The 24,926-nt window shown below is 69.9% G+C and carries 27 protein-coding genes; 14 read left to right on the forward strand and 13 right to left on the reverse strand.

Annotation, left to right across the window (positions count from 1 at the left end):
• Positions 1–15: 15 nt before the first annotated feature.
• The 3 genes from crcB (AC3EO7_RS29200) to crcB (AC3EO7_RS29210) all read right to left on the reverse strand — a co-directional run bounded on the left by crcB (AC3EO7_RS29200) (position 16) and on the right by crcB (AC3EO7_RS29210) (position 1,275).
• Positions 16–378: a fluoride efflux transporter CrcB gene (gene crcB, locus AC3EO7_RS29200; protein WP_431971048.1), complete on the reverse strand. Its 363-nt coding sequence runs from the start codon at positions 376–378 to the stop codon at positions 16–18.
• Positions 375–737: a DUF190 domain-containing protein gene (locus AC3EO7_RS29205; RefSeq protein ID WP_431971049.1), complete on the reverse strand. Its 363-nt coding sequence runs from the start codon at positions 735–737 to the stop codon at positions 375–377. The genes crcB (AC3EO7_RS29200) and AC3EO7_RS29205 overlap by 4 nt, the downstream gene beginning before the upstream one ends.
• 64 nt (positions 738–801) lie before the next feature.
• Positions 802–1,275 (reverse strand): fluoride efflux transporter CrcB, encoded by a 474-nt coding sequence (gene crcB / locus AC3EO7_RS29210; protein WP_431971050.1) that lies wholly within the window; start codon positions 1,273–1,275, stop codon positions 802–804.
• A 258-nt stretch (positions 1,276–1,533) separates the two neighbouring features.
• Here crcB (AC3EO7_RS29210) and AC3EO7_RS29215 point away from each other — a divergent pair, with 258 nt between their 5' ends.
• A complete protein-coding gene (locus AC3EO7_RS29215; RefSeq protein WP_435592995.1) occupies positions 1,534–2,709 on the forward strand; it encodes a lipase family protein in 1,176 nt (391 codons plus the stop codon).
• Positions 2,710–2,805: 96 nt separating this feature from the next.
• On the opposite strand, the gene AC3EO7_RS29220 is transcribed toward AC3EO7_RS29215, so the two are convergent.
• Positions 2,806–4,299 carry an MFS transporter gene (locus tag AC3EO7_RS29220; protein ID WP_435592996.1) on the reverse strand — a complete coding sequence of 498 codons (1,494 nt, stop codon included), beginning with the start codon at positions 4,297–4,299 and terminating at the stop codon, positions 2,806–2,808.
• Positions 4,300–4,417: 118 nt separating this feature from the next.
• Here AC3EO7_RS29220 and AC3EO7_RS29225 point away from each other — a divergent pair, with 118 nt between their 5' ends.
• Complete coding sequence (locus AC3EO7_RS29225) at positions 4,418–5,092, forward strand: TetR/AcrR family transcriptional regulator (protein WP_431971053.1); 675 nt, start codon at positions 4,418–4,420, stop codon at positions 5,090–5,092.
• A gap of 53 nt (positions 5,093–5,145) precedes the next feature.
• Positions 5,146–6,444: a D-arabinono-1,4-lactone oxidase gene (locus AC3EO7_RS29230; protein WP_435592997.1), complete on the forward strand. Its 1,299-nt coding sequence runs from the start codon at positions 5,146–5,148 to the stop codon at positions 6,442–6,444.
• 71 nt (positions 6,445–6,515) lie between these two features.
• Here AC3EO7_RS29230 and AC3EO7_RS29235 read toward each other — a convergent pair whose 3' ends face one another.
• On the reverse strand, positions 6,516–7,262 hold the full coding sequence (locus AC3EO7_RS29235) for an SIR2 family NAD-dependent protein deacylase (protein ID WP_431971055.1): 747 nt from the start codon (positions 7,260–7,262) through the stop codon (positions 6,516–6,518).
• Between the two features lie 154 nt (positions 7,263–7,416).
• On the opposite strand from AC3EO7_RS29235, the gene AC3EO7_RS29240 reads away from it, so the two are divergent.
• The 3 genes from AC3EO7_RS29240 to AC3EO7_RS29250 all read left to right on the forward strand — a co-directional run bounded on the left by AC3EO7_RS29240 (position 7,417) and on the right by AC3EO7_RS29250 (position 9,595).
• Positions 7,417–8,325 carry an oxygenase MpaB family protein gene (locus AC3EO7_RS29240; RefSeq protein WP_431971056.1) on the forward strand — a complete coding sequence of 303 codons (909 nt, stop codon included), beginning with the start codon at positions 7,417–7,419 and terminating at the stop codon, positions 8,323–8,325.
• Positions 8,326–8,735: 410 nt separating this feature from the next.
• Positions 8,736–9,149: an arsenate reductase ArsC gene (locus tag AC3EO7_RS29245; protein ID WP_431971057.1), complete on the forward strand. Its 414-nt coding sequence runs from the start codon at positions 8,736–8,738 to the stop codon at positions 9,147–9,149.
• 53 nt (positions 9,150–9,202) lie between these two features.
• Complete coding sequence (locus AC3EO7_RS29250; protein WP_435592998.1) at positions 9,203–9,595, forward strand: VOC family protein; 393 nt, start codon at positions 9,203–9,205, stop codon at positions 9,593–9,595.
• Between the two features lie 22 nt (positions 9,596–9,617).
• Here AC3EO7_RS29250 and AC3EO7_RS29255 read toward each other — a convergent pair whose 3' ends face one another.
• Positions 9,618–10,352 (reverse strand): DUF6597 domain-containing transcriptional factor, encoded by a 735-nt coding sequence (locus AC3EO7_RS29255; RefSeq protein ID WP_435592999.1) that lies wholly within the window; start codon positions 10,350–10,352, stop codon positions 9,618–9,620.
• A gap of 225 nt (positions 10,353–10,577) precedes the next feature.
• Between AC3EO7_RS29255 and AC3EO7_RS29260 the strand changes: the two genes are divergently transcribed.
• On the forward strand, positions 10,578–11,051 hold the full coding sequence (locus tag AC3EO7_RS29260) for a YiiD C-terminal domain-containing protein (RefSeq protein WP_435593000.1): 474 nt from the start codon (positions 10,578–10,580) through the stop codon (positions 11,049–11,051).
• A gap of 39 nt (positions 11,052–11,090) precedes the next feature.
• Here AC3EO7_RS29260 and AC3EO7_RS29265 read toward each other — a convergent pair whose 3' ends face one another.
• On the reverse strand, positions 11,091–11,579 hold the full coding sequence (locus AC3EO7_RS29265; protein ID WP_431971061.1) for a hypothetical protein: 489 nt from the start codon (positions 11,577–11,579) through the stop codon (positions 11,091–11,093).
• A 249-nt stretch (positions 11,580–11,828) separates the two neighbouring features.
• On the opposite strand from AC3EO7_RS29265, the gene AC3EO7_RS29270 reads away from it, so the two are divergent.
• Entirely contained in the window at positions 11,829–12,773 is a 945-nt protein-coding gene (locus AC3EO7_RS29270) for a threonine/serine dehydratase (RefSeq protein WP_435593001.1), read from the forward strand.
• A 114-nt stretch (positions 12,774–12,887) separates the two neighbouring features.
• Positions 12,888–13,433 (forward strand): thioredoxin family protein, encoded by a 546-nt coding sequence (locus AC3EO7_RS29275; RefSeq protein WP_431971063.1) that lies wholly within the window; start codon positions 12,888–12,890, stop codon positions 13,431–13,433.
• Positions 13,434–13,451: 18 nt separating this feature from the next.
• On the opposite strand, the gene AC3EO7_RS29280 is transcribed toward AC3EO7_RS29275, so the two are convergent.
• A complete protein-coding gene (locus AC3EO7_RS29280) occupies positions 13,452–13,739 on the reverse strand; it encodes a hypothetical protein (RefSeq protein WP_157108003.1) in 288 nt (95 codons plus the stop codon).
• Positions 13,740–13,920: 181 nt separating this feature from the next.
• Between AC3EO7_RS29280 and AC3EO7_RS29285 the strand changes: the two genes are divergently transcribed.
• Positions 13,921–14,604 (forward strand): SGNH/GDSL hydrolase family protein, encoded by a 684-nt coding sequence (locus tag AC3EO7_RS29285; protein ID WP_431971064.1) that lies wholly within the window; start codon positions 13,921–13,923, stop codon positions 14,602–14,604.
• Positions 14,605–14,814: 210 nt separating this feature from the next.
• On the opposite strand, the gene AC3EO7_RS29290 is transcribed toward AC3EO7_RS29285, so the two are convergent.
• Positions 14,815–15,981, reverse strand: coding sequence for a hypothetical protein (locus AC3EO7_RS29290; RefSeq protein ID WP_435593002.1), 1,167 nt, complete (start codon positions 15,979–15,981; stop codon positions 14,815–14,817).
• A 121-nt stretch (positions 15,982–16,102) separates the two neighbouring features.
• Between AC3EO7_RS29290 and AC3EO7_RS29295 the strand changes: the two genes are divergently transcribed.
• Complete coding sequence (locus AC3EO7_RS29295) at positions 16,103–17,539, forward strand: amidase (RefSeq protein ID WP_431971066.1); 1,437 nt, start codon at positions 16,103–16,105, stop codon at positions 17,537–17,539.
• A 273-nt stretch (positions 17,540–17,812) separates the two neighbouring features.
• Here the strand turns inward: AC3EO7_RS29295 and AC3EO7_RS29300 are convergent, their stop codons facing one another.
• Together AC3EO7_RS29300 and AC3EO7_RS29305 are read right to left on the reverse strand one after the other, a co-directional pair.
• Entirely contained in the window at positions 17,813–19,093 is a 1,281-nt protein-coding gene (locus AC3EO7_RS29300; protein ID WP_431971067.1) for a glycosyltransferase 87 family protein, read from the reverse strand.
• A gap of 76 nt (positions 19,094–19,169) precedes the next feature.
• Positions 19,170–20,072: an ADP-ribosylglycohydrolase family protein gene (locus AC3EO7_RS29305; protein WP_435593003.1), complete on the reverse strand. Its 903-nt coding sequence runs from the start codon at positions 20,070–20,072 to the stop codon at positions 19,170–19,172.
• 178 nt (positions 20,073–20,250) lie between these two features.
• On the opposite strand from AC3EO7_RS29305, the gene AC3EO7_RS29310 reads away from it, so the two are divergent.
• Positions 20,251–21,066: a cyclase family protein gene (locus AC3EO7_RS29310; RefSeq protein WP_431971069.1), complete on the forward strand. Its 816-nt coding sequence runs from the start codon at positions 20,251–20,253 to the stop codon at positions 21,064–21,066.
• A gap of 196 nt (positions 21,067–21,262) precedes the next feature.
• On the opposite strand, the gene AC3EO7_RS29315 is transcribed toward AC3EO7_RS29310, so the two are convergent.
• Together AC3EO7_RS29315 and AC3EO7_RS29320 are read right to left on the reverse strand one after the other, a co-directional pair.
• The gene (locus AC3EO7_RS29315; RefSeq protein ID WP_431971070.1) at positions 21,263–22,831 is read right to left on the reverse strand and encodes an FAD-binding oxidoreductase; all 1,569 of its coding nucleotides are present in this window, start codon (positions 22,829–22,831) and stop codon (positions 21,263–21,265) included.
• A gap of 154 nt (positions 22,832–22,985) precedes the next feature.
• Positions 22,986–23,156, reverse strand: a complete 171-nt coding sequence (locus AC3EO7_RS29320; RefSeq protein WP_435593004.1) for an SDR family oxidoreductase — start codon at positions 23,154–23,156, stop codon at positions 22,986–22,988.
• A 158-nt stretch (positions 23,157–23,314) separates the two neighbouring features.
• On the opposite strand from AC3EO7_RS29320, the gene AC3EO7_RS29325 reads away from it, so the two are divergent.
• Together AC3EO7_RS29325 and AC3EO7_RS29330 are read left to right on the forward strand one after the other, a co-directional pair.
• The gene (locus AC3EO7_RS29325; protein ID WP_431971072.1) at positions 23,315–23,932 is read left to right on the forward strand and encodes a malonic semialdehyde reductase; all 618 of its coding nucleotides are present in this window, start codon (positions 23,315–23,317) and stop codon (positions 23,930–23,932) included.
• Between the two features lie 43 nt (positions 23,933–23,975).
• Complete coding sequence (locus AC3EO7_RS29330; RefSeq protein WP_435593005.1) at positions 23,976–24,920, forward strand: alpha/beta fold hydrolase; 945 nt, start codon at positions 23,976–23,978, stop codon at positions 24,918–24,920.
• Positions 24,921–24,926: the final 6 nt, after the last annotated feature.

The raw sequence follows: 24,926 nt of genomic DNA on the forward strand, positions 1-24,926 counted from the left end.
GGCTCGTCATCAAGATCATGCCCACAACCACTGGGTCGCGGACGCGGCGGCGTACACCGCGGCCAGGCTGGCCGCCACGCTGATCACGACATTGCCCACCGCGTAGGTGTAGGCGCCGTCCGCGACCAGTCGGATGGTCTCGTATCCGAATGTGCTGAACGTCGTCAACGCGCCGCAGAAGCCGGTTCCCGCCAAAGAGAGGAGCCAGCTGTCCGCGCTCGCGCCGTACAAACCGCCCAGCACCGCCGAACCGACAATGTTAACCGTCAAAGTTCCCAAAGGCAGCAGGGATTCGAAACGGGCGGCAACGGCGCGGTCGATCAGATAGCGCAGCGGCGCGCCGACCATGCCGCCGATCACGACGAGGACCGTGGTCATCGGGCCACCCCGAGGGCGGACTGCCAGGTCTCCACCGGCGACAGCGAGACGGTCACGCCGCCGAGCAATTCGGCGTTCTGCTCGACGAACGACCGCAGGCGCTCCGGCTCGTCGACGATCATCACTTGCACGGGAAGGTGTTCGGCCAAGTCGAGGATGCGGCTGGTGTGGATGCGCGAGGACGCGCCGTAGCCCTCCACGCCGCGCCACACGCTGGCGCCCGCCAGGCCCGCGTCGCGCGCGCGGCGCACGATCTCGTGGAACAGGGGGCCGTGCCGCCACTTGTCGTCCTCGTCGAGCAGCACCGTCAACCGCGCGGCCTGCCGCCACTGCCCCGCGTTCGCAGGTGAACCACTCATCGCATGACCCCCTTCCGTAGTACGTACCAGTCGTCCACCGCACCGCCCGCTGGCGATGCGCCGTTCACCGTCGTCCGCCGCGCTGTCGCGGTCCTGCCGTGCCTGCCGCGAGCCGCGCCACCCCCATGCCGAGCCAGACCGCGCCGAGCGTCGCCGCCAGCGTCCCCCCGAGATAGCCGAGCGCCTCGGTCGTGGCGCCCGATTCGAGCAGTCTACGAATCTCGAGACTATAGGTCGAAAAGGTCGTGAAACCGCCCAGCAACCCGACGCCGACGAAGGGGCGCAGCAGTCTGTGGGCTACCCAGACCTCGGTGATCAGAACCATCAGAATTCCGATCGCGAAACAACCGATGACATTCACGGCGAAGGTAGCCCACGGCACCTGGCCCGGCTGCGGCGGCCACCATAGTCCGACCGCGTAGCGCAGTACGGCGCCCAGCCCGCCGCCCAACGAGATCACCAGGAGCACCGCCGGCTCGACGGCCGGGATGCGGGCTTGCGAGCCCATCTGCTGACCTCCTGCCGCGCCGAACGTCATCGGCGTCATGCTATCGGTAGGACCACCCGGTCGGTTCGCCCAGGGGACGCGCATGACGAACAGCCACGTTCGTTGACATGGATCGCGCCGCCGACTACGAATGCCCCGAAGGTTTCGCCACGGTTCCCCCTCACCCACCCCTTCGGCAATGGAGCGACGATGGCGGTACGACGGGCAGTACCCGACGCGCGTCCGACGGCGGCGGCAGCGCGCCGCACCGTGCGGCAGCAAACTTCGAGCGGCAGGCGTTCACGTCCGATGCGACGCGTCGCCCTCGCGGCGCTCGCGGTCGCGGCGACCTGCCTCGGGCATACCGCGCCCGCGGCGGCGCTGCCGATCTATCCGATCCCCGACGCCGACGGCTTCTACGCCGCGCCGTCCGATCTGGCCGCGTTCCAGCTCGGAGATGTGCTGCGCAGCAGGGTCGTTCCCGCGGCGATCTTTCCCGGTTCCACGGTGTGGCAGCTGCTGTTCCGCTCCATCGACTCCGCGAACGAACCGATCGCGGCGATGACCACGGTGCTGGTGCCGCCGGGCGGCGGGCTCGACCGTCCGCTGGTGTCGTACCAGCCGTTCGTCAACTCGCTCGGCATGCAGTGCGCGCCCTCGCACAGCCTCTTCGACGGCGGCATGCAGGAGGCTCCCGCGTTGAATCTGCTGCTCGCCAGGGGCTGGGCCGTGGCGGTGCCCGATCACCTCGGGCCGACCAGCGCGTACGGCGCGGCACAGCTGGGCGGCCACATCACCCTCGACGGCCTCCGCGCGGCAAAGCGTTTCGCCCCCGCGGGCCTCGCCGGCAGCCCGGTGGGCCTGGCCGGGTACTCGGGCGGCGGCACGGCCACCGGATTCGCGGCCGCGCTCGCTCCCGAGTACGCACCCGAGCTGCCGATCGCCGGCGTGGCCATGGGCGGGGTTCCGGTGAACATCGGCACGCTGGCCCGCGATCTCGGCGCGAACCCCAACCCGCTGTTCGGGCTCGGCTTCGCGGCCGCGATGGGCCTCGAACGCGAATACCCGGGCCGGATGGACATGTCGGGCAGGCTCAATCCGGCCGGGCGGACGCTGCGCGATCAGATCGCCAACGCCTGCACCGACGAGATCATCAGCGCGGGCGCGAACCGTAGTTTCTCCGACGTGTTGAACGGACCGCTGGAGGCCGACTCGTCCACCGTCCAGGTCCTGGAGGAGAACAGCCTGGAGACCTTCCCCGGCGTCCCGCGCGCCCCGGTGTACCAATGGCACGGCGAGGCCGACGACGTCGATCCCGGCCTCGTCCGCACGGTCACCGCTCGCTACTGCCGGGCGGGCACACGGGTGCAGCTCGACATCATCCCCGGCGCCGACCACAACGCGGCAGGCACGCAGGGCGCGCTGCGGGCCTTCGGCTACCTGTCCGATCGATTCGCCGGCGTCCCGGCTCCGAGCAACTGTTGAGAGGTCGCCGCACAGCACAGCGCCCGCGTCCGGTCGAAACCGGCGCGGGCGCTGTGTTTTTCGAATTGCCTTCGTGGTTTTCGAGTTGCCTTCGGGTCAGTGCGCGAGCACCGGCTCACCCTCCGCGGGCGCGGGCTGGGTGTTCGGCATCAGCACCGCCGAGAGCAGGGCGCCGAGGACGAAGATCGCGGTGGCCCACCAGAAGCTGGTGGTGTAGCTCTCGATCTGGGCCTGGGCGACGGCCAGCGGGCCGGGCTGCGCGGTGGACAGGTAGTCCGTGGCGGCCGAGGCGGCGATGGTGCTCAACAGCGCGGTGCCGATGGAGCCGCCGACCTGCTGGCTGGTGTTGATCATGGCCGAGGCCACGCCCGCGTCCTCGTGGTGCACGCCCGAGGTCGCGCCCTGGAAGGCGGTCGCCATGGCGCCACCGAGGCCGAGACCCATCAGGATCAGGGCGGGCAGGATGTGCGTGCCGTAGCCGGTGTCCAGGCCGATCCGGGTCAGCCAGGCCATGCCCGCGGCGGCGATCAGGAACCCGGCGGACACCACGATCTTCGGACCGAACTTCGGCAGCAGCACCGAGGGCGTGGTGGTCGAGGAGACGATCATCGCGGCCACCATCGGCAGGAACGCCACGCCGGTCTTGATCGGCGAGTAGCCCAGGCTCAGCTGCATGTAGTAGGTCAGGAACAGGAAGATCGCGAACATGCCGATGCCCATCACGAACACGGTCATGTAGGAGCCGGCGCGGGTGCGGTCCAACAGGATTCGCAGCGGCAGCAGCGGGTGCGCGACCCGGGACTCCAGCCAGACGAACACCGCGAGCAGCGCCGCGCCGCCGATCAGGAAGGCCAGGGTGGCGCCGTTGGTCCAGCCGTCGGTCTCCGCGTGCGCGAAGCCGTAGACGATGCCGAACAGCGCCGCGGTCACCACGACGGTGCCGGGGATGTCGAGCTTGGGTCGCTCGGCGCTGACGTGCTTGGCGAGCAGCAGCACCGCGCCGACCAGCGCGACGGCCGCGAAGGCCAGATTGACGAACATCACCCAGCGCCAGTTGGCCCACTCGGTGAGCGCGCCGCCGAGCAGCAGGCCGATCGCGCCGCCGGTACCGGCGACCGCGCCGAAGATGCCGAAGGCCTTGGCCCGCTCGGACGGTTCGGTGAAAGTGACGGTCAGCAGCGACAGAGCGGCGGGCGCGAGCAGCGCGCCGAACACGCCCTGGCCGACGCGAGCCGCGACGAGCACCTCGAAGTTGGGCGCGGCGCCACCGATGGCCGAGGCGACGGCGAAGCCGACCAGGCCGATGATGAAGGTGTTGCGGCGGCCGAACAGGTCGCTCAGGCGTCCGCCGAGCAGCAGCAGGCTGCCGAACGCCAGCGCGTAGCCGGTGATCACCCACTGGCGGTCGGCGTCACTGAAGCCGAGGTCCTGCTGGGCGGCGGGAAGTGCGATGTTCACCACGGTGGCGTCGAGCACCACCATCAGCTGTGCCACGCCGAGCACGGCGAGCACCCACCAGCGCAGCGCGTGTGAGCCGCGGCGCTGGGATTTCTCGGGGGCAGGCGCCCCACGATCGATCACGGTAGTCATAGGTCCCCTCGAGACTCGGGTATCGATGCGGAGATATCACCTCCGCTTACCGGTAGAAGCTATCACGTTAACGGAGACAATGCCTCCGCTTAATCCCGATCGTTGCTAACATGGGGATGTGAATCACGCCACGGCCCCCGCCCCACCTCGGCGCCTGCGTGCCGACGCCGCGCGCAATCAGCAGCGCATCGTCGCCGCGGCGCGCGAGTTGTTCGCCGAGCACGGACTCGAGATCACCCTCGACGACGTCGCGGAGAAAGCGGGCGTCGGCGTAGGGACCGTGTACCGGCGGTTCGCCAACAAGAAGGAGCTCATCGCCGAGGTCTTCGAGCAGCATATCGGCGAGTTCGCCGTGGCAGCCGAGGAGGCCGCGCAGCACCCCGACCCATGGCTGGGGGTCGTCCAGTTCTTCGAGTACGCCTGCAGGCACCTGGCGAACAACCGCGGCTTCAGCGAGGTCATGCTCGAGCTCGAGGAGGACCCCGGGCGGTTCGCCGCGCTGCGCGATCGCATCAAGCCGACCGTCGCGGCCGTCATCGACCGCGCCCGCGACGCGGGGACGCTGCAGCCCGATATCGAACCGAGTGATTTCTTCGCGCTGATCCACATGGTCGACGCGCTGGCCGAGTTCGCCAAGCCCGTCAATCCCGATGTCTGGCAGCGTTATGCGGCCATCATGCTGAACGGCGTGCGCGCCGACTCCATCCCGCGCATGCCGCTGCTGGTCGCGCCGCTGAACGACGATGAAGTCGAAACGGCCAAAGCGCACACCTGCCTGGGACGCCGCCGGTAATCGAAAACCGAGCGCGGGTAGCGCGCGTCACACGCATGCCTTAAATTGGACGCATGACCAACTCGTGGGTGAACTGGGCCGGGGATCAAGACTGCACACCGGCGACCCTCGCCTCCCCGCGCAACCACGAGGAACTCGCCGAACTGCTCGCCGGCGCGGCGGACCGCGGGCAGAACGTCCGGGTCGCGGGCGCCGGGCACTCCTTCACCGACACCGTTCTCACCGACGGCACGCTGCTCGACCTGTCGCGGATGAACCGCGTCCTCGAACTCGACGCCGCGACCGGGCGAGCACGGGTCGAGGCGGGCATCACCCTCAACGCGGCCAGCGCGGCGCTGCACGCCGCCGGGCTGGCCTTCCCCAACCTCGGCGACATCGACGTGCAGACCATCGCGGGCGCCACCGCGACCGGCACGCACGGCACGGGCGCGACGCTACAGAACATCTCCGCCGCGCTGCATTCGGTCGAGCTGACGCTCGCCGACGGCAGCCGGGTCGAACTCGCCGCCGAGAACGACCCTGACGGCTGGCGGGCGGCGCGGGTCAGCGTGGGCGCGCTCGGCGTGGTCACGGCGGTCACCCTGCAACTGGTGCCCTCGTTCGTGCTCGAAGGCGTGGAACGGCCGGTGCCGGTGGACGAGGTGCTCGCCGACCTGGATTCCTACGTCGACGGCAACGAGCACTTCGAGTTCTACATGTTCGCGCACAGCCCGCTGGCGATGACCAAGCGCAACAACCGCGTCGACCTGCCGGAACAGCCGCGCGGCAAAATGCTGGACTGGCTCGCCGACATCCTCATGTCCAACTACACCTTCGACGCGCTGTGCCGCGTCGCCAAGCGTCAGCCCGCGGTCATCCCGTGGATCCACCGCGGCGCCGCCTACGCGGGCAGCTACCGCCGCCAGGTAGACCGGTCCTACCGGGTGTTCGCCTCCCCCAGACTGTTTCGCTTCACCGAGATGGAATACGCCATCCCGCGGGAACATTCGGTCGCGGCGATCAGGGAGATCAAAGAGGTGTCGGCGCGCTTCCAGACGCCCATGCCGATCGAGGTGCGCTGGGTCGCGCCCGACGACGCCTTCCTCTCCCCCGCGAGCGGCCGCGACACCTGCTACATCGCCGTGCACCAGTATCGCGGCATGGAGTGGGAGCCGTACTTCCGCGCCTGCGAAGAGGTCTTCGACCGCTACCAGGGCCGCCCGCACTGGGGCAAGCGCCACTTCCAGACCGCCGACACCCTGCGCGAGCGCTACCCGGACTGGGACCGCTTCACCGAAGTCCGCCGCCGCTTCGACCCCAAGGCCCGCTTCGCCAATCCGTACCTGGACCGCGTCCTCGGCCCGATCGGCTGATCGGACCGCAGGGGTCGGTCGGCTGACGGCCGCCGCCACCCCGGCCGCTCACTTCGGAACGCCGAAGGTGGTCAGGCGTCGAGGATTTCGGCGACGAGGCGGGGGACGGCGGCGCCGATGGGTTCGCGGATCACTTCGGTGGCGATGTCGTCGTAGGGGGTCGGTTCGGCGTTGACGATGACGAGGTCGGCGCCCGCGCGGACGGCGACGGCGCACATCGAAGCAGCCGGTTCGACCTGCAGCGAGGTACCGATGGCGAGGAAGATGTCGCTGGTCTCGGCGGTGATCGCGGCCTTGGCGAGAGTGCGCTGATCCATCTGCTGGCCGAACATGATCGTCGCGGCCTTGAGGATGCCGCCGCACGCGGGGCAGGGCGGATCGGGTTCGCCCGCGGCGACCCGCTCCAGGGTGGCGGCCATGCTGGTCTCGAAATCGCATTCCACGCAGACGACCTCGAACATGTTGCCGTGAATCTCGATGACCCGCTCCGGCGGCGAGCCTGCGCGCTGGTGCAGCCGGTCGATGTTCTGGGTGATGATCGTGACCGCGCGACCCGCCCGCGCCAGCTCGACGAGCGCCTCGTGCGCGGTGTTCGGCGTCGCCTGCCAGGCCGGGTTGTCGCGGCGCGCCAGCCACGCGCGTTCCCGCAGGCCAGGGTCGGCCAGGTAGTTGTCGTAGGTCGAGAGCAGTTCGGCGATGGGGTCTTTCGTCCACACCCCGCGCGGCCCGCGGAAATCGGGGATGCCCGAGTCGGTGGAGATGCCCGCACCGGTGAGCACGCCGATCCGGCCTGCGCGCTCGCGCCACTGCCCTGTCATACCCACTCCGTCCGCTCCGTCGCCATGGCAGCCAGCGTAGGTCGCGCGCCACAGAACGGGCCACCGGCGGATCTTGCACACGACAAGAGAATGAGAGATTGGTATGATAATCATCTCATCGTTCTGAGTTGGGTCGATCAAAGGAGATCGCACAATGACCGCGTCCGCCGCACTCGAGACCACCGCGCGGGAACTGCCCCCGCGCCGTCCCTTCGCGCCGGGCACCCGGATGTGGGACGAGACCGGCCTGATCACGTTCTCGCTGACCGCGGGCTCCGCCTTCCTCCTGCAGACCATGGAGCCGACCATCTCCGCCGTCGTCGACGAGCACTCCAGCTTCCGCACCGACCCCATGGGCCGCGCCGTGCGCAGCCTCTCCTCGGTGATGATGTGGGTCTACGGCGGCGAGGAGGCGCTCGCCGAGGCCGACCGGCTTCGCTCGATGCACGCCTCGCTGAACACCACCGACGCCGCGGGCATGCGACACAAGGCGCTCGCGTCCGGGCCGTGGGCCTGGGTGCTGCACACCGGAACCTTCGCCTTCACCGAGAGCGCCGAGTACTTCGCCCGCCGCCCGCTCACCTACGCCGAGAAGGAGGCGTACTACCAGGAGACGTTGCAGCTGATGCGCAACTTCTCGGTGGCGCCCAAGGAGATTCCGGAGAACTACGCCGCCTTCGAGAAGTTCTTCGACGACATGGTCGAGAACCACCTGCGCGAGACGAGCACCGCGCACGACTACCTGCGGGTGATCCGCTCGGTCGCGCCGCCGAAGCAGCTGCCGCGAGTCCTGACGCCGCTCTGGCGCGCGGCGGTCGCGCCGATCGGACGGATGCAGTACTTCGTCACCGTGGGCACCACGCCGGAGGCCGCGCGGCGCAAGCTCGGTCTCACCTGGACCGCCGCGGACGAGCGCAAGCTGCGAGCGCTGGGCTGGTTCATCGCGCGCGGCGTTCCGCTCCTTCCCGAACGGGTGCGCTACTTCCCCATCGCTTATGAGGCGCGGCGGCTCGAACGCGACCGGGCGCGGCTGCGCAAGGTGATCGACCTGCGCCCGATCTGACCCCGCACCACGACCCGCCGCCGCGACATCCTCGGATGTCGCGGCGGTTTCGCGTTCCCGCACCCCAACGGCGGGCCAGTCGTCAAGCGCGGCAAGAGTTCTCGTCCCCGCTGGCTGCCGCGCACAAATTTTGCGACCGACTGGTCTTTTCTGTCCGAGTGTAGACCTTCGTCACAGCAACGACTTTCGCGTCTCGATGCCTCTAGCAGCGCAAACGTCACGGCGCCGCGGATCGAGCGGGCGGGTACGGCCGCGAGAGGTCCCCCATCCTCGGCGCCCGACCGCCCGTATCCCTTACGCTACGACAGCGTTTCGGCCCAATCCTTCCGGACGGTACGCACCGGAACCACACCGCACCGTCGGACCGGTCCGGCCACCACCTAGCATCGCACCACCCGAAAGGCGGCCCGATGGCCCACAAGCCCAGTGTGCTGTTCGTCTGCGTGCACAACGCGGGCAGATCCCAGATGGCCGCCGGGTTTCTCACCGCTCTCGCCGGTGACCGCATCGAGGCACGGTCCGCGGGCAGCGCACCCGCGGCGACCCTGAATCCGGTAGCGGTGGCGGCCATGGCGGAGGTCGGCATCGATATCTCGGACAAGACGCCGCGCAAGCTGACCGACGAGGCCGTCGGCGTCTCCGATGTGGTGATCACCATGGGCTGCGGCGACGCCTGCCCGTTCTTCCCCGGCATCAGCTATCGCGACTGGGTGCTGCCCGACCCGACCGATCAGACCATCGAGGTGGTCCGCACCATCCGCGACCGGATCCGCATCCTGGTGGAGAACCTCATCGCCGAACTGGTGCCTGCGCCGACCCACTGACGACGTCCGATTCGTTCAAGACCGGACCGGCGCACCGTCCTTACGCTGCCGATATGACTCCGCAACTGGATTTCCTCGGCATCGTCACCTCGAACATGGCCGCCTCGCTGGCCTTCTACCGCCGCCTCGGCCTGGAATTCCCGGCCGACGCGGACGCCCAGCCGCACGTCGAAGCCCAGCTCGCCGGCGGGATGCGGCTCGCACTCGACACCGAGGACGTCGTTCGCTCCTTCCACGCCGAATGGGAGCCGCCGAGCAGCGCGGGCCGTATCGGTCTCGCCTTCCGCTGCGCCGACGCCGCCGAGGTCGATGCGATCTACGCCGATCTGACCTCGGCGGGCTACCGGGGCGAGCTGAAGCCGTGGGACGCGCCATGGGGCCAGCGCTACGCCGTGATCAACGATCCCGACGGCAACGGCATCGACCTCTACGCGCCGCTGAGCTGAGGCCTCGACCGGGTGCGTCGGACTACGCGCCGCTCGGCCGGTCTCGCCCGCGGCGGGCCAACCATTCGCCGAGCGGCATTCCCGCCAGCTCCCGCATATCGCGCGCGAGATGCGCTTGATCCGCGTAACCCGTGGCGATCGCGGTGTCGGCAGGCGATGTGCCCGCATGGGCCGAGGCCAACGCCCGCTGTAGGCGCAGGATGCGGGCGAGCATTTTGGGTCCGTAACCGAAGGCGGCCAGCGATCGGCGATGCAGCAGCCGGGCGCCGAGTCCCGCGGCGTCGGCCGTCGCGGCCACCGACCGGCCCGCGTGCAGTGCCGCGACGATCTGGCGCAGCAGCGGGTCGGGCGGTCCGGCCTCGGCAGCCTGGCCTAGCGCGATGGCCTCCAGAGCGGCTGCCCGGTCGGGCGCGTCTTCGACTCGGCCCGCCAGCTCGCGCACGGTCGCCGCGGGCCACAGGTCCGCCAATTCGACTCGCCGGTCCCGCAATTCGTGTGCGGGCACGCCGAGCAGCGCGGGGGCGGTACCAGGATAGAACCGCACGCCCGTGTATTGCGTCGCCGTCGGAGCGCCCGCGGGATGCGCGGTGGTGTCCGGGCCAGCGACCAGCAGCGTGCCGTCCCGCCACAGCAGGTCCATGCAGCCGTCCGGCAGGACCGGCAGCGGTTCTTCGACGCGCGTCATGGTCCGCGTCCACACCACGGCACCGCTCAATCGTGAGGGGCGCTCGCGATAGTCGATCAGGTCGTCACCCACGGTTCCGAGGCTACTCAGGCACACCGACAACGATTGCCGCAGAATCTCGCTCGCCATCGCCCCCGCCGATTGCGCAGCGCAGCTCCCGTTTCCTAATCTGAGGGCACCCGCCCTCGCCGAGGACGGGACCGGTGAATCAAGGACGACGAGGTCCGCGGGCACAGGGCGCGGACGCCGCGCGGACGATGGTGCGCCGGACCGCACGCGCGAAAGGACTCGGTCCCCATGACCGACAACAGCACCGACGACGCCCCTCCGTTCGTCGACATCATCAACGGCGCCCTGGAGTTCACCATCCCCGCGGCCGCCAAGATGGGCGTCCAGGCGGTCGAGGTGCGCAGCGGATTCGCCGCGACCACGGTGCCGCTGGAGGGCAACGGCAATCACTTCGGGGTGATCTACGCCGGCGTGCAGTTCACTGTCGCCGAGGTGCTCGGTGGCGCCATCGCCGTGGCGACCTTCGACAATTCCGCCTACTACCCGCTGGTCAAGGGCTTCGAGATCAAGTTCGTCGGCATGGCGAAATCCCAGCTGCGCGCGGAGGCCACGCTGCCGGAGGAGGAGATCGCGCGGATCGAGGCGGAGGCGGCCGAGCGCGGCAAGTCGGACTTCACGCTGGAGGCCGTCGTCACCGACGCCGAAGGCAACACCGTCGCGGTGACCAAGGGCCTCTACCAGCTGCGCGCCCACGGCAAGTAGCGCGAGCGCTGCCGCCGCGGCCCACGCCGCGGCGGTGGCTCAGCTCGGCTTCAGCCCGCGCGGGACGACGCGGATGTAGCGCAGCTGCGCGTCGGCGACCAGGTTGCCCACGTCCTGGCAGCCGACCGTGACCTCGGTGGCGGGCGGCGAGGAGAAGGACCACAGCGTGACCCACTTCCTGCCCGCGATGTGCTCTTGTTTCTTCGGCTCCGAGGAACGCAGATCCTCGTTCCTTCCGTTGCTGTCGGCTACCGTGCAGCGCACAGTGTTGACGGCCGCGCCCCATTCGGCGGGAACCGTGATTTCCATGATCGCGGCGGCGGGAATAGGAACTTTTCGCTCCTCGCCGAGCGGAATGCGAAAACCGCCCGCGGGATCGGCGTCCTTCGACGCGGCGGTCGTTGTCGCACCCGCCGAATTCGCCGGAGCGGCGGACGAGGTAGCAGCGGTATCGGCCGACGTGTCAGCGGAACAGCCCGAGACCGCGACAGCCGACAGCGCGAGCGCCGCCATCCAACTCGATTTCACAGATCGACCTCTCGTCATCCCGTGCGCGAGGCAGCGGGCCGGATCAGCGAACGAACAAGAGCATGACAGCTCCTCCTGCGCCTACCCGGTAATCCGCGCCGTATTTGCGCAACTGGTTGGCAAATCGAATGTCAGGCGGCCGGAATTCGAGTCGGACACCGCCGCGAGCGCGGCTGGCTATGATCGCGTTCGGCGGCGCGCGCACTCGACCGCCCCCGAAGGACGTGCGAGGGAGCCGAGCGGAGCCGGATGGACCTGAGTTACGCAGACATCAAGGCCGCCGCCGAGCGCATCGCGGGGCGCGTGCGACCCGTCACGATCGCCCCCGCCGACCCGCCCGACAAGGGCTCGGCCCGGCTCTGGCTGGCCCTCGAATTTCTCCAGCACACCGGGACCTTCAAAGCGCGGGGCGCGCAGAATTTCCTCCAGGCGCACCGCGAGGCGGGCAGTCTGCCCGACCGGGGCGTCACCATAGCCTCCGGCGGCAATGCGGGCATGGCCTGCGCCTGGGCGGCGCGTAATCAGAACGTGCCCGCCACGGTGTTCGTGCCCGCCACCGCGCCACCGGTGAAGATCGACAAGCTGCGCGGCTACGGCGCCGACGTCCGGCTGGTCGGCGAGCAGTACGCCGACGCGCTCGCGGCCTGCCACGCCTTCGCCGAGTCCAGCGGCGCGCTGCTCTCGCACGCCTACGACCACCCACTGATCGCCGCGGGCGCGGGCACCCTGTTGACCGAAATCCATCGGCAACTGCCCCGCCTCGACACCGTCGTCGTCGCGGTGGGCGGCGGCGGCTTGTTCGCCGGAATCGCAACCGCCGCAGCACATTACGGCGTCCGCGTGGTGGCCGCGGAACCGCGGAACTGTCGGGCGCTGCACGCCGCGCTCGCGGCGGGCGCACCCGTCGACGTCGCGGTCGACTCGGTGGCCGCCGACGCTCTGGGCGCGCGCCGCGTCAGCGAGCTGGCCCTCGCCGCGGCGCACGCGGCGGACTCGGTGTCGGTGCTCGTCCCGGACGAGGAGATCGTCGCCACCCGCCGTGCGCTCTGGGCGGAGCACCGGTTGGCGGTCGAACACGCCGCCGCGACCGCCATGGCCGCGCTGACCGGTGGCGGCTACCGCCCCGCGCCCGGCGAGCGGGTGTGCGTCGTGCTGTGCGGTGCGAACACCGATCCGGGCGATCTCACGAAGTAGGCGCACCTCCGGCTGTCGCTCCGGCCGCGCGGGACCTGTCCACGAACTCTCTCCGACAGGGTCCACAGGCCCTCGTCGCCCGTTACCCTCGAAGTGAACCGGACGGAGGCAGATATGGCTCTCGAATCCCTGATGGTCCCGCTTGGCACGCCCGCCCCGGAGTTCGCCCTGCCCGATCTGGACGGCCGGATCCACCGGCGGTCCGATTTCGCGAACGGTCCGGGACTGCTGGTCGTCTTCGCGTGCAATCACTGCCCGTATGTGCGGCACATCGAGGACCAGCTCGGCGCGGTGATCGACGCTTCGAACGTGCCCGCGGTGGCGATCTGCACCAACGACGCCGACGCGTACCCGGACGACAGGCCGGAAGGGCTTCGCGCACAAGCGAAACGGGCGCGATGGTCCTTCCCGTACCTCATCGACGAGTCGCAGTCGGTGGGGCGCGTGTTCGGCGCGGCCTGCACCCCGGACTTCTTTCTCTACGACGCCCGTCTCGCCTTGGCGTACCGCGGCGCGTTCGACGAATCCACTCCGGGCAACGGCAAACCCGTCACCGGCCGCGAACTGCGCGCCGCGCTCGCGGCGGTGCTCGCGGGCGAAACGGTACCGGAACCGCAGCGTCCGAGTATGGGCTGCTCCATCAAGTGGCGCGCCGTCTGAAGCACGCCGGGCGCGGACTCAGCCGACGACCGCGTTCATGATGGTGCCCGCGCTGGTGGCGACGGCGCCGCCGAGCATGGCTCCGGCCACCATCTTCGGCGACTGGAGGCCGCCGCCGGTCCACTTCTCCCAGGCGAACCGGCCGCCCGCGTAGGTGATGGCCGCGATTCCGGAGAGCAGCACGAACCAGGTGAGGTAGCGAACCATTTGGAGGATCTTGTCCGAGATGGGCGGGGCCTCCGGGGTCGGATTGCCGACCTGGGCCAGAACTGTGCCGTACATGTCATGTGCCGTAGCGAGAATCATGCTCACAGCCGTACCCCTCTTCGAATGTCAGCGACGGTTCGAGAACGCCGAAGAGGATCGTACCCCGTTCCGGCCGGAAACATTGCGGTGCAGTGTATTTCACGAATCGAAACGGTCTGGAATCGAGAATTCCGGCCAGCACACCTTGATTCAAACATACGACCGGACGTATGTTTGAATCGTGAGTATCGCGCAGCATTTCACGTCCGAAGAGACAGACCCGCACTGCGTGCCCGCGCTGGAGGCCGCGGCACTGTTGTTCGACGCGCCGTGGCGGCGCTTCGGCGTGGTCGGCGACAGCCTTTCGGCGGGCACCGGCGACCCGCGCCCCGGCTACGCCAGCCAGCCATGGGCCGATCGCGTGGCCGATGCCCTGCGACGGGTGGCGCCCGACCTGACCTACCGCAACGTCGCGGTCGGCGGGGCGACGACCGAACACGCACTGGACCAGCTGGATCGCCTCACCGACTTCGCCCCCGACCTGTTGCACCTACCGAGCGGCGCCAACGACATCGTGCGCCGCGCCCCGGACTACGCGCGGATCGAGAAGGACCTGCGCGAGCTGTACCGCCGCGCGGCCGCGACGGGCGCCCAGCTGACGACCTTCACGCTGGGCCGCGCGTACCGAATTCCCGAGTTCGACGACTGGACCGAACGGGTTCGCACGGTCAACGCGATCACCCGCATGCTGGCCGCCGAGTATCGGGCCGTGCTCGTCGACATGTGGGACCACCCGGTCAACGACCGCGCCGATCTGCTCAGCGCCGACCGAATTCACTTCGCCGCCAACGGCCAAGCGGTGCTCGCCGCCGAAATGGTCAAGCAGCTCGCCCATCGCCTCGGCCAGCGGGTCCGGTCGTCGTGAGCACCGAACGGCACTGCCGAGTCGACGGCCGCGCCGGTGCCGACGCTCGCATTGTCCGGGGCGAGGCCACACTGTCGAACAGCCGCGCGCGCTCTGCCACGTGCGACGAATACGGCTCTGCGCCGGGGCATTTCGGACGATCCGGCAGCTACCGCCCGCTCGTTTCTCCATGACCGGCGGCGAGCCCGGACCTGGCGCGCGGCCGACGTCTCAGCGTGCGCAGCCGGTCGCCTCGAACTCCGCGGTCGTCATGAGGTCGGTGCGCGGGTAGTAGGGCCCCATCCCCGCAGCAGGGTCGTCTTCCGGCGCGCGCTGAATGGAGTGCGCGAAATCCTTGTCGGGCAACATGTTCCGCATCAGCAGCGTGGTGTCGAATCCGGCGGTCGGCAGCCAGGCGACGCCGCAGTCGCGGGTGGCGTTCGCGGGTCGGTCGGCCGGGTCGGAGACCACGACGGTGAACCAGCCCCGCTCGTCGACGGGCGTCTCGTCGTCGACTACGCAGGCCGAAACACGGGTGCTGGCAAGCTCGTTCGCGCACAGGGACCAGTAGCGCAGCTGCGCCGGAGCCATGGTCGCCTGGCCGCCGTAAGTCGCGGGGGTGCTCGGCAGCTGGGCGCCGACGACCGCGACCTGTCCAGCTCGCGGCGCGACGCGCGAGGCGAGATAGGTGTTGTCCGGATTCGCGAACACACCGTTGCCACTCGTCTTGGACCAGGCGCGGTGATCGGGGCCTGGCACGCTCGCGGGCAGCCGGGGCCCGCCGGGCAGGTGCGCGGCGGACGGATCGGGCGCACCCTGATCCGCCGTGCAGGCAGGGAGCGCGTGCGGCCCGTCGGCTCGGTGCACGGTGAGCTCCGGCAGCGGTTCCCCGCCGAGCGGATCGAGACCCTCGTCGGTGCGGTAGACCCGGTAGATGATCAGTGCCAGACCGGAATCCGCGTAGAGGGTGTTCGGAGCCGGCTGTGCGGGACGGGGGCCGGGCAGCACCCGCACGGTGAAGGACCGTTCGGTCGCGGTTCGGTCCGCGCCGGGCCGAAACGGATTGGCGCTGCCCGGATCCGGTTCGATGCGCAGATCGTCCAGGCCGTCCATGGTCCGCGAACCCTGGTAGCTGGTGAACGAGATGTACCGGCCGTGCGGATAACGGCCGCGCAGCGTCAGGCCATCGGCGGGCAGCGCGGGCAGGGCGGCCATCCAGTAGTTGGCGAAAGTGTCGGGCAACGCGACGTTCAGCGTGTCGGCCCCGATCCGCCTGCTCCATCCGCAGTCCGTCAACGGCCCGGCCTGCGCGGGCGGCGTCAGCGCCAGCGGCGCCGCGACGGAGCAGACGACAGCGGCCATCGCGAGCAGACGGCGCAGCACGGCGATCGTGTTCACGCGGGCCAGTATCACCCGCGCCGTCCGGCACCGCCCTTGACACGTCCCACCGTGCGGCATGTAATTCGGACAACTGAACGCGCGTCCACGTGAACGCGTTCGCGCCACGAGAGGGAGTCCGATGAACGAGCAGCCCGGCGACCGACCCCGGTACACCGGCGTGCTCGGCCAGGCCGAAGCCGTCCGCACCGGCCTGATCTCGGCGGTCGAGCTCACCGAACAGACCCTCGCGCGCATCGATCGCCTGCAACCGCGGCTCAACGCCTTCACCTCGGTGCTCGCCGACGAGGCGCTGGCGCAGGCCCGAGCCCACGACGAGACGCGAGCGGCAGGGCGTCCGCTCGGCCCGCTGCACGGCGTGCCGATCGCGATCAAGGACGAGGTCGACGTCGCGGGCGTCCGCACCACTTACGGCGGCGCGGCGACGACCACTCCGGCAGAGGCCGATTCGGAGATCGTGCGGCGGCTGCGCGCGGCGGGCGCGATCATCGTGGGCAAGACCGCGATGCCGGAATTCGGCACCTGGCCGTTCACCGAGTCCGCGGCACACGGCTACACGCGCAATCCCTGGGACGTCACGCGCAGCACGGGCGGCTCCAGCGGCGGATCGGCGGCGGCGGTCGCGGCGGGCATCGTCGCGGCGGCCACCGGCGGCGACGGCGGCGGTTCGATCCGGATCCCGGCGGCCTGCTGCGGATTGTTCGGCCTGAAACCGCAGCGGGGCCGGGTCAGCACCGTGCCGCACGGCGATCTGTGGCGGGCGCTCGGCACTCTCGGCGTACTGACCCGTTCGGTCGCTGACAGCGCGCTGCTCTACGACGTCATCAGCGGCAGCTGCGCCGCGGACCGCTGGCACGCGCCCGCGCCGACGACCCCGTTCACGTCGCTCGAGCCGGTGCGGCCGCTGCGGATCGCGGTGTCGTCGCGCCCCGCCGTGCCGCTGACCCGATTGGCGCCCGAGTGCGCGGCGGCGCTGCGCTCGATGGCCGACACCCTGACCGAACTCGGCCACGAGGTCGAGGAGTTCGAGGTCGACCACCCCGAGGCCACCCCCGCGTTCTTCCCGCAGTTCCTCGGCGGCATCAGGGAGGAAGCCGAGCGCGTCGATCGCCCGGACCTGCTCGAGCAGCGCACCAGGACGCTCTCGGCCGCCGCGCGCCTGCTCGCGCCGGAACCGCTCCGGCGGTGGGCCGAGCGCTACGGCGAACGGATCGCGGCGCGGGTCAACCGCGTCTTCGAGCGCTACGACCTGGTGCTCACCCCGACCCTGCCGCACCTGCCGCCGCCGATCGGCAGGCTCGACGGCACGGGCGCGGTGCACGCGATCCTGCGCAGCATGCCGATGACCGCCTACACCGCGCTGTGGAACGTGTGCGGCAATCCGGCGGCCGCGATCCCCGCGGGCTGGTCGGACTCCGGACTGCCGCTCAGCGTCCAGCTGATCGGACGACCCGACGACGAACTCGGAATCCTGCGCGTCGCGGCCCAGCTCGAGCAGGCCAGGCCGTGGGCGCAGCACTGGCCGGAAGAAGCCGACGCCGTCGCGGGAATCCGCTGATAGCGGCATCGGCGCTGTCCTGGACGCACGATTGGCCGGCCGCACTGGCCTGAGCAGCCGATTCTCAGCGGAATCACAGAGAACCGGGTGCTCTGGGCTCAGGAACGCACCGTTGAATCAATCGCGGCTGCCCCGCCCGGTTCCTCTACACCGGGCGGTAGGCAGCGCCAAACTTCGTTCGCCCCACCACCGCACCGGTGATCGGCATCCTTCCGGTCCCGTCGAGCAGTGGGAGATCGGGCGGGCGCCTCGGGATCGAACGGTGCCGACCGCTCACGAAACCGGCTGCGGCGCTTCCGCACGGACGGGCTCCGGATCGGCGGCGGCCGCCGGACGCCGAGACGTCGCCAGGAACAAAAGCACCAGCAGCACGCTGAGCCAGACGTAGGTATTGCCGATCACGTGCTGCCACGGCGTCCACAACGACTCGCGCTGTTCACCGTTCGGTAGCCAGTTCTGCGGCCCGTAGACGAACACCGCGCCGGTGCCCGCGGCCACCGCGTACCAGCCGAGCGCCCGCCGCAACGGCAGCCGGATCGCGTAGCCGAACATGGCGAACAGCGCAGGCGCGATCCAGACCCAGTGGTGCGACCACGAAATCGGCGAGACGAGCAGGGTGAAGACCGCGTTGATGGACAGCGCGAGCGCGGGCGCGTCGGACGCCCGCCGCATCGCGAGCACGACCAGCGCAAGCAGGGCCGCGCCGACCAGCAGCCAGACGATCGTGAACGCGGGTTCGGGCACGCGCAGCCGGGCGAGCACCGCCTGGATCGACTGGTTGGTGTGGAAGGCCGAACCGCTCAAGCCGTCCACGTTGCCGAGCCCGCCGAACCAATACTTCACCGAGGTGCTCGGCAGCGCGAGGAAGCTGAGCGCGGTCGCGGCGGCGCCGGTGGCCGCGGCGGTGATCGCCGACTTGTAATCGCGGCGAACCAGGAAGAACAGGACGAACGCGGCGGGCGTCAGCTTGATCGCCGCGGCGATACCGATCAGCATGCCGCGCCGCCACTTCGGCTTCTCGGTCAGGCAGTCGGCCGCGACCAGCGCCATCAGCAGCAGGTTGACCTGCCCGAAATCCAGCGTCGATCTGGTCGGTTCCAGCAGCATGGCGAGCGGAGCCGCGCACGCGGTGGCGAACAGCGCGACCCGGCGCGCGTTCTCGCCCGGCCAGACCCGCCTGGCGACCAGGTACAGCGTCAGGGTCAGCGCAGCCACCGAGGTGACGAAGAAGGCGAACGCCGCGACGTCCCACGGCAGCAGTGCGAACGGCGCGAGCACCAGGGCGGCGAACGGCGGATAGATGAAGGGCAGTCCGATGCCGATGGTGGTCTGCGGAAGTTGCCCGTACATGTCGCCGCCGTGGCGCAACGTCTCGACGCCGAGGCGATAGACCTGCAGATCGATGAAACCGCCGGTGATCTCCTTGAACGGCCAGAGCGGCTCCGTCAGACACAGTGTCGTGAACGCGACGAGCAGCGCAGGCACAAGCCAGACCACACGCCCGAACCGGCGGGTCGACGACATCGGCACATCACAGGCGGCGGAACTACTCATCCGCGGCGACTATACCGACCTACGCGCCGGTGTTCGACGGGTGGCGCGTGATCACCGCCGCCCGATGGATTGCCGGTCAGTAACTACTGTCCCGCCGCAGCACGGTCCCGCCCAGCGTGATATCCGCCCAGTCGGGCAGTTCTTCGCACCGCCGCAGCCATTCGTCCGGGATCGCGGCGTCGCGCGCACCGAGAATGCCGCCGACGATGGCGCACGTGGTGTCCACGTCGCCGCCCGCGCTCGCGGTGGCCCAGCACGCCTCGGCGAAGTCGTCGAACCGAGCGGCGATCCACAGGCAGAACGGCACGGTGTCGGGCGCCGAGACCTCGCGTCCGTTGCCGAGCGCTCGGGCCGCGGCGTCGGGATCGGCGTCGAGCAGGCCACGCGCCGCGGTGATTCCGTCGCGCACCGCGCCCACCGGGGTGCGCGCGACGATCGCGTCGAGCAGTTCGGCGCCGCGCAACCTCGTGAGCGCCGCGCCGAGCGCCACCGCGATCGCGCCCGCGACACCCTCGGGATGGGCATGGGTGATCTCGGCGGACGCGGCGGACTCGTCGATCACCCGGTCCAGATCCTCCGCGAAGTAGGCGCCGAGCGGAGCCACCCGCATGGCCGCGCCGTTGCCCCAGGAACCCTTGCCGCCGAACGCCTCCGTCGCCAGCTCGCGCCAGTCCCCGCCCTCCTGCCGGATGAGCCGGAGCATCCGATTGGCGCTCGGACCGTAGCCGCGGTCGAAGTCGTGGTGCTCGGCGAAGGACGCGGCGAGCGCGTCCTGGTCGACGCGCCCGTGGCGGTGCAGGACGGCCACGACCGAGCACGCCATCTCGGTGTCGTCGGTCCACCACCACGGGTCGGGCGGCAGCGCACGCGCCCGCAGTGCGGGCAGGTTGTCGGGGACGAAGAAGCAGCCGCCGAACGCGTCGCCGACGGTGAGCCCGCGCAGCGACGCGACGGCGCGGGAACGGCGGTCGGCGATCACTCCCGCGATTCTGCCCAGCCACAGTGATATTCGCCAGGTGTCGAGATCGCGGCGACCGGCACCGGTTATCTTCGCTCGGGGTCGTCGGGCTCGCGGAGCACTGCCGCAGCGCGCCGCGCCCGGACTCGCCCGCGCCGACCATGAGGACCCACCGTGCCGCAGTACCGGAATCGCTGACATGTGCGCGCCCCGAATCGTCCGGCTCGCCCACGAGAACGCCGCCCGCCCCAGCCGCCGCGCGCTCTTCGCCGCCGCGGGCCTCGCCGCTCTCGCCTCCGCCGCGCCGCCTGCGCGCGCCGTCCCGGCGGCACGCGGCGTCATCGACCTCACGCACACCCTCAGCCCACTGCTGCCGACCTGGCCGGGCACCCCGCCGTTCACGACGGTCCCGGTCGCCTGGCACGCCCTCGGCGGATTCGGCCAGAACGCACTCGCCTTCTGGGAACACTCCGGCACGCACCTCGACGCGCCCGCGCATCGCGTGCCCGGCGGCGCCACCACCGACGCGCTCGCCGTCGCGGATCTCGTTGCGCCACTGGTGGTCATCGACATCAGCGCGCGAGCCGAACGCGACCCCGACGCGGCGCTCACCATCGACGACATCGAGAACTGGCAGACCGAACACGGCCGCATCCCCGAACGCGCCTTCGTCGCCGTGCATTCCGGATGGGAGCGCCACATCCACGACACCGCGGCCTTCCTCAATCTCGACTCCGAGGGCGTGCCGCACGCGCCGGGCATCTCTCCCGATGCCGCCTCGTATCTGGTGCAGCGGTGCGGAGTCGTCGGCGTCGGGGTGGACACGCTGAGCCTGGACCACGCGCTCAGCCTCGATCACGGCGCGCACACGGCGATCCTCGGCGCCGGTCGCTACGGGGTGGAGATGCTGGCGAATCTCGGTGCGGCGCCTGCTGCGGGGGCGACCGTGGTGATCGGTGCGCCCAAGCATCTCGGCGGGACCGGCGGGCCGTGCCGGGTACTCGCGCTCACCTGAAGCCTGCCGGGTTCGGGTGCCCGGCGATCCGCAGCGCGTGGTGCGCCATCGGGTGCTGATCGTCGCAATCGGCCACCGGCAGTCGAATTGCCAAGGGTCGCCGAGCGTGATGCCGGCGGCAGCGGCGGCGCCCTGGTCGGCTGCGCTGACGGCAGTCGAACGCTCGAGGGCGCCGAGCACGATGTGGGGCTGGGTGCTACCAGTCCGGCCGACCGATCGACAGGGCGTGCTGGAAGACGCCGCGCGGATCCCACTGCTGCTTGACGCGCAACAGTTTCGGGTAGTTGTCGCCGTAATACAGGCGGTGCCATGGCACGCCGGAGGTGTTCCAGCGCGCGTCCGCCGAATCGGGGTCGGGGTAGTTGACGTAGCTGCCGCCGTTGTCCGCGTTGGGAACCGGGACGCCGCCGGTCGCCGCGTACACCTCGCGGAACAGCTCGCGCGACCAGCGCAGGTGTTGCTCGTCGCCGTCGGGTAGTCGCCACGCGGCGTGAATGAGCATCTGGGCGAAGGAATTTCGTGCGGGAATAGCCGCGGCATCGGGGGCGACGGCATTGATGGCCCCACCGAAGGGCAGGAACTCGACCTCCGTCTCGCCGAGCACCGCGAGATCGGTCAGATACCGATAGAAGACCCGCAGCTGATCCTCGGAGTACGCGCGCCGCAGATAACCGGCCTTCACCTTGACCCGAGGCGTCAGCGGGCCTTTCGGGTAGTACACCTGCGCCACCGTGTCCGCATACGACAGCTGCGCGACCGGCTGCACCACCGGAACGGCGTCCACGCCGTCCAGCACCGTGCCGAGGAATTCGTCGAATTGCGCTCGGGCATCAGCGGAATCGGCATCCAGCAGGACGAGCAGCTGCGCGAACGCGGTGCCGACCGTCCGAAAACTCAACGGCGCGTACAGCCCTGCGAACCGGTTGTCGGGCGTGCTGTACCGCTCGAAGAACGCCAGATAGTTACTCAGCAGCCGCACGAACGCGGCTTCGCTCATCAGCGGGAGGATCACTCGCGAATTCAGCATCGCGCCAGGCGGTTTCGGCAGCGCCGTTGTCGGGTCCGCACCGTCCGACCGCGGCGAGCGCAGCAGAAACCGCGTCACCACACCGAAATTGCCGCCGCCACCGCCGGTGTGCGCCCACCACAGGTCCGCGTCCGGCCCGTCCTTGGTCGCGAGCACGACCTTGGCGGCACCATCGGCGTCGACCGTGACGACCTCGACCCCGTACAGGTAATCGGCGACCAACCCGAGCCGCCGCGACAGCGGTCCGTATCCGCCGCCGCTGACATGCCCGCCCATGCCGACCCCGAGGCAGATCCCCGCCGGAACCGTGACGCCCCAACGCTGGTGCAGCGCCTCGTACACCGCGCCCAGTTCCGCACCGGCGTCCACCGAGAACGCCCGGTGCTCCTCGTCCCAGCGCACCTGGTTCATCCGACCCAGATCGACGATCGTCCGGGTCTGCGCCGAGTCGACGAAATCCTCGAAACAGTGCCCGCCCGACCGCACCGCGAGCCGCGACCCCGCCGCAACCGCCCGCGTCACCGCGACCCGCACCTCCTCGGCCGACGTCGGCACATAGATCTGCTCCGGCCGCGCCGTGAACCGCCGGTTGTACCCGCGCATCACCAACGACAGATACTCCGGATCCCCAGCCCCCACCACCCGCACGTCCGCCGCCCCCGCCTCCGGCGCTCCCACCACGGCCGCGGCCCCACCGACCGCCGACGCCGCCAAGAACCGTCGCCGCGACAGTGCCATGAACTCTTCCCCCTAGCCGTGAACATCGAAACGCAATCCGATCTTGCACGGACTCTATTTCAGACTCACGGCCGATCGAAACTTGCCCGGGCTGTGGACGACACGAGCGAGTGAGGCCCACGCCCCGCGTGGACAAGGGCCTCTAGCTACGGGTTCAGTACAGCGTGTAGCCGCCGTCGACGGGCAGGGTCACGCCGGTGACGAAGGACGACGCGTCGGACAGCAGCCACATGGCGGCCTCGGCGTCGTCGCCGATGCCACTTGCGCCGCCCGTCACGATGATCGAGCGTCCTTCGATTCCAGCCACGCCGCGCCCTTCTGTCATGCCGCGCCTTTCTGTCATGCCAGCGAAGCCAAGCCGTATCGACGGCGCCGAGTGTCCAGAAACTTGGACACTCGGCCTGCGTGGCTAGCTCTTGACCGACAGTCATGAGATGCTCTTAACTGTTGTTCAAGAATGGCTCGATGGAGAGGCGCCGACTCATGACCGAACTCGTCACCGAAGTGACCGCACCCGCACTCGACCCCGTCGCCCGCGCGGCGTTGTTCACCACGGCGCGGACCGCGAACACCTTCGCCGACACCCCCGTCACCGACGCCGAGCTGACGGAGATCTGGGAACTCGCCCGCTGGGCGCCGACCGCGGCGAACACCCAGCCGCTGCGCGTGCTCTTCGTCGGCAAGGGCGAGGGCCGCGCGCGACTGGTCGAGCACATGGACGAGGCCAACAAGGCCAAGACCGAGGCCGCCCCGGCCGTCGCCGTCCTCGCGGTGGACACCCGTTTCCACGAATACGTGCCGACGCTGCTGCCGTTCAAACCCGAACTGGCCGGGCTTTTCGAAGCCGACGCGGATCTGCGCTCTGGCACCGCCCAGTTCAACTCGGCGCTACAGGCGGGCTACTTCGTTCTGGCTGTGCGCAGCGTCGGTCTCGCCGCAGGCCCGATGGGCGGATTCGACCGCGCCGGAGTGGATTCGGCGTTCTTCTCCGACGGCCGCTGGCGATCGATCCTCGTCGTGAACATCGGACATCCCGGCGAGAACGCGTGGCGCGAGCGGCTGCCTCGTCTCACCCACGAGGACGTCGTCCGCTGGGCGTGAGGCCCGCTGTCGAGACTGCCGAATCCTTCACGAGGAGAACACAATGACCGACCTGCGCCATCACTATGTCGAGGTCAATCGCATCCGACTGCACTACGTCGAGGCCGGCGAAGGCCCGGCCGTCATCCTGTGTCACGGGTTTCCGGAACTCTGGTACAGCTGGCGCCATCAGCTTCCCGCGCTGGCGCAGGCAGGTTACCGGGCCATCGCCCTGGACATGCGCGGTCACGGCGAGTCCGACGCACCGGCGAACATCGAGGATTACGACGTATGCCGCACGGTCGGCGACGTCATCGGCCTGATGGACGAACTCGGCATCGGCAGAGCGGCTTTCGTCGGCCACGACGCGGGCACGTCGACGGCCTACACCGCCGCCCTGATGCGGCCCGATCGAGTGCGCGGCGTGATGGGGCTTTCCGTTCCCTACATCCCCAGGGAACCGCTCAGCATTCTCGAATCCTTCGACGGCGCAGTGCCGCCCGGCTTCTACATGGTCTACTTCCAGGAACCCGGCCGCGCCGAACAGGATCTCGAACGCGACGTCACCGAAAGCCTGCGGCGCATCGTCTACGCCAACTCCGGCGAGAATCCGCACACCCCCTTCCTCATGACCGTGCCGGAAGGCGGCACCCTGATCGACGGACTGCCCGCACCCGAGGGCGCGATCGGCTTCCTGTCCGACGCCGACCTCGACGTCTACGCGACCGCCTACTCCCGCAGCGGATTCCGCGGCGGCCTCAACGGCTACCGGGTGTTCCATCGCAACTGGGAGCTCACCGCCCCTTGGCACGCCGCCGCACTGCCCGTGCCCTGCGGCTATATCGGCGGCACCGCCGACACGGTGTTGCACTTCCCCGGCTTCCGTGCCGCGGCGGAGGCAATGGGGACGGCCACCTTCCTCGACGGGGCCGGTCATTGGATTCAGGCGGAGCGACCGGACGAGGTCAACACCGCACTGCTGTCGTTCCTCCAATCGCTCCCGAGCTGACCGACC

Source organism: Nocardia sp. bgisy118, from assembly GCF_057708605.1.

Excerpts from the sequence above, each read along its gene's own strand:
- AC3EO7_RS29325 (WP_431971072.1), top strand. The coding sequence starts at position 23,315 with ATGACCGAACTCGTCACCGAAGTGACCGCACCCGCACTCGACCCCGTC.
- AC3EO7_RS29300 (WP_431971067.1), bottom strand. The coding sequence starts at position 19,093 with ATGAGTAGTTCCGCCGCCTGTGATGTGCCGATGTCGTCGACCCGCCGG.
- AC3EO7_RS29275 (WP_431971063.1), top strand. The coding sequence starts at position 12,888 with ATGGCTCTCGAATCCCTGATGGTCCCGCTTGGCACGCCCGCCCCGGAG.
- AC3EO7_RS29330 (WP_435593005.1), top strand. The coding sequence starts at position 23,976 with ATGACCGACCTGCGCCATCACTATGTCGAGGTCAATCGCATCCGACTG.
- crcB (WP_431971050.1), bottom strand. The coding sequence starts at position 1,275 with ATGACGTTCGGCGCGGCAGGAGGTCAGCAGATGGGCTCGCAAGCCCGC.
- AC3EO7_RS29235 (WP_431971055.1), bottom strand. The coding sequence starts at position 7,262 with ATGACAGGGCAGTGGCGCGAGCGCGCAGGCCGGATCGGCGTGCTCACC.
- AC3EO7_RS29240 (WP_431971056.1), top strand. The coding sequence starts at position 7,417 with ATGACCGCGTCCGCCGCACTCGAGACCACCGCGCGGGAACTGCCCCCG.
- AC3EO7_RS29310 (WP_431971069.1), top strand. The coding sequence starts at position 20,251 with ATGTGCGCGCCCCGAATCGTCCGGCTCGCCCACGAGAACGCCGCCCGC.
- AC3EO7_RS29230 (WP_435592997.1), top strand. The coding sequence starts at position 5,146 with ATGACCAACTCGTGGGTGAACTGGGCCGGGGATCAAGACTGCACACCG.
- AC3EO7_RS29245 (WP_431971057.1), top strand. The coding sequence starts at position 8,736 with ATGGCCCACAAGCCCAGTGTGCTGTTCGTCTGCGTGCACAACGCGGGC.
- AC3EO7_RS29280 (WP_157108003.1), bottom strand. The coding sequence starts at position 13,739 with ATGATTCTCGCTACGGCACATGACATGTACGGCACAGTTCTGGCCCAG.
- AC3EO7_RS29215 (WP_435592995.1), top strand. The coding sequence starts at position 1,534 with ATGCGACGCGTCGCCCTCGCGGCGCTCGCGGTCGCGGCGACCTGCCTC.
- AC3EO7_RS29205 (WP_431971049.1), bottom strand. The coding sequence starts at position 737 with ATGAGTGGTTCACCTGCGAACGCGGGGCAGTGGCGGCAGGCCGCGCGG.
- AC3EO7_RS29250 (WP_435592998.1), top strand. The coding sequence starts at position 9,203 with ATGACTCCGCAACTGGATTTCCTCGGCATCGTCACCTCGAACATGGCC.
- AC3EO7_RS29260 (WP_435593000.1), top strand. The coding sequence starts at position 10,578 with ATGACCGACAACAGCACCGACGACGCCCCTCCGTTCGTCGACATCATC.
- AC3EO7_RS29315 (WP_431971070.1), bottom strand. The coding sequence starts at position 22,831 with ATGGCACTGTCGCGGCGACGGTTCTTGGCGGCGTCGGCGGTCGGTGGG.
- AC3EO7_RS29220 (WP_435592996.1), bottom strand. The coding sequence starts at position 4,299 with ATGACTACCGTGATCGATCGTGGGGCGCCTGCCCCCGAGAAATCCCAG.
- crcB (WP_431971048.1), bottom strand. The coding sequence starts at position 378 with ATGACCACGGTCCTCGTCGTGATCGGCGGCATGGTCGGCGCGCCGCTG.
- AC3EO7_RS29295 (WP_431971066.1), top strand. The coding sequence starts at position 16,103 with ATGAACGAGCAGCCCGGCGACCGACCCCGGTACACCGGCGTGCTCGGC.
- AC3EO7_RS29320 (WP_435593004.1), bottom strand. The coding sequence starts at position 23,156 with ATGACAGAAGGGCGCGGCGTGGCTGGAATCGAAGGACGCTCGATCATC.
- AC3EO7_RS29270 (WP_435593001.1), top strand. The coding sequence starts at position 11,829 with ATGGACCTGAGTTACGCAGACATCAAGGCCGCCGCCGAGCGCATCGCG.